The sequence below is a fragment of the Rhodococcus sp. C3V genome, assembly GCF_029269915.1.
In the GTDB taxonomy this organism is placed as follows: Bacteria; Actinomycetota; Actinomycetes; order Mycobacteriales; family Mycobacteriaceae; genus Rhodococcus_F; species Rhodococcus_F qingshengii.
On the sequence record NZ_JARJBE010000047.1, the window covers coordinates 1 to 1,727 of the forward strand.

1 protein-coding gene is annotated in these 1,727 nt (G+C 60.2%); it reads left to right on the forward strand.

The genetic code is table 11. The features are described 5' to 3' along the window. Window positions 1–90 precede the first annotated feature (90 nt). Window positions 91–1,727 (forward strand): amino acid adenylation domain-containing protein (locus tag P3G66_RS31700; protein ID WP_276117873.1); only part of this gene is annotated, 1,637 nt, incomplete at its 3' end.

A 1,727-nucleotide genomic window follows, 5' to 3' on the forward strand; every position in this document is an offset into this window, starting at 1 on the left:
GTCGAGATGTTCGAGGTGGAGTCTGTGGTGGAGCGTGGGTTGGTGTTGGGGGGTGTGAATGAGACGGATCGTTGTGTTGAGGATGTGACGTTGGCGGATTTGGTGGCGGCTTCGGTTGAGGTGTCGTCGGGTCGTGTGGCTGTGGTGTTCGGTGATGTGGTGTTGTCGTATGCCGAGTTCGGTGTGCGGGTGAATCGGTTGGCGCGGTGGTTGATCGGGCGTGGTGTGGGGCCGGATGTTTTGGTGGGTCTTGCGGTGGAGCGTTCGGTGGAGATGATCGTGGCGATGCATGCGGTTGTTGCTGCGGGTGGTGCGTATGTGCCGATTGATCCGGAGTTGCCGGTGGAGCGGATCGGGTTTGTGGTTGATTCGGCTGCGCCGCAGCTTGTGTTGACTGTTTCTGCGTTTGTGGGTGTGTTGCCTGTGGGTGTGGATGTTGTTGTTCTCGATGGTCTTGATGTGGGTGGGTTTTCGGGTGGTCGGGTTTCTGATGGTGATCGGGTTGCGCCGTTGCGGTCGGGTAATGCGGCGTATGTGATGTTCACGTCGGGTTCGACGGGTCGGCCGAAGGGGGTGTCGGTCAGTCATGGGGCGATTGTCAATCAGTTGGCGTGGTTGGCTGGGGAGTACGGGGTGGGTGCTGATGATCGGGTGATGGCGCGTGCGCCGTTCACGTTCGATGTGTCGGTGTGGGAGTCGTTTTTGCCGTTGACGGTGGGTGCGAGGTTGGTGGTGACGCGGCCGGGTGGGCATCGTGAGTTGGATTATCTTGCGGGTGTGATGGTCGAGCATGCGATTTCGGTGGCGGAGTTCGTTCCGTCGGTGCTTGCGGCGTTGGTGGCTGATGGTTTTGGTGGTGCGTTGGGTTCGTTGCGGCATTTGTTTGCCGGTGGTGAGGAGTTGTCGCCGGAGCTTGCGGTGGCGTTGGGTTCGTTGACGTCGGCTGCGGTGCATAACACGTATGGTCCGACGGAGGCGGCGATTACGACGACGGCGCATCGGATTGTGGGTTCGGTGTCGGGGGTGGTGCCGATCGGGACGCCGGTGTGGAATACGCGTGGGTATGTGTTGGATTCGCGGTTGCGTCCGGTGCCGGTGGGTGTTGCGGGTGAGTTGTATCTCGATGGTGCGCAGTTGGCTCGTGGTTATCATCGGCGTCCGGATTTGACGTCGGATCGGTTTGTGGCGAATCCGTTTGTGGTGGGTGCTCGGATGTATCGCACGGGTGATCGTGTGTTGTGGAGTGCTGCTGGGTCTTTGGTGTATTTGGGTCGGTCGGATTTTCAGGTGAAGATTCGTGGGGTGCGGATCGAGCTCGGTGAGATCGAGTCGGCGTTGGGTGCGTTGCCGGGTGTTTCGGGTGCTGTGGTGGTGGTGCATGGGGGGAGTCGTCTGGTCGGGTATGTGACGGCTGGGTCCTCGGTCGATGCGGAAGTTTCGGTGGATTCGGTGGGGGCGCGGGCTGCGGTGGGGTTGGTGCTTCCGTCGTACATGGTTCCGGATGTGGTGGTTGTTGTTGACGAGTTCCCGTTGTCGAGTGCGGGGAAGTTGGATCGGAAGGCGTTGCCGGAGCCTGTTTTCGGTGTGCGGGTGTTTCGGGCGCCTGGTTCTGCTTCGGAGTTGGTGGTGGCTGCTGCTTTTGCGGTGGTTTTGGGGTGTGAGTCGCGGGTTGGTGTGGATGATGATTTCTTCGAGTTGGGTGGTAATTCGCTCAATGCGACCAGACT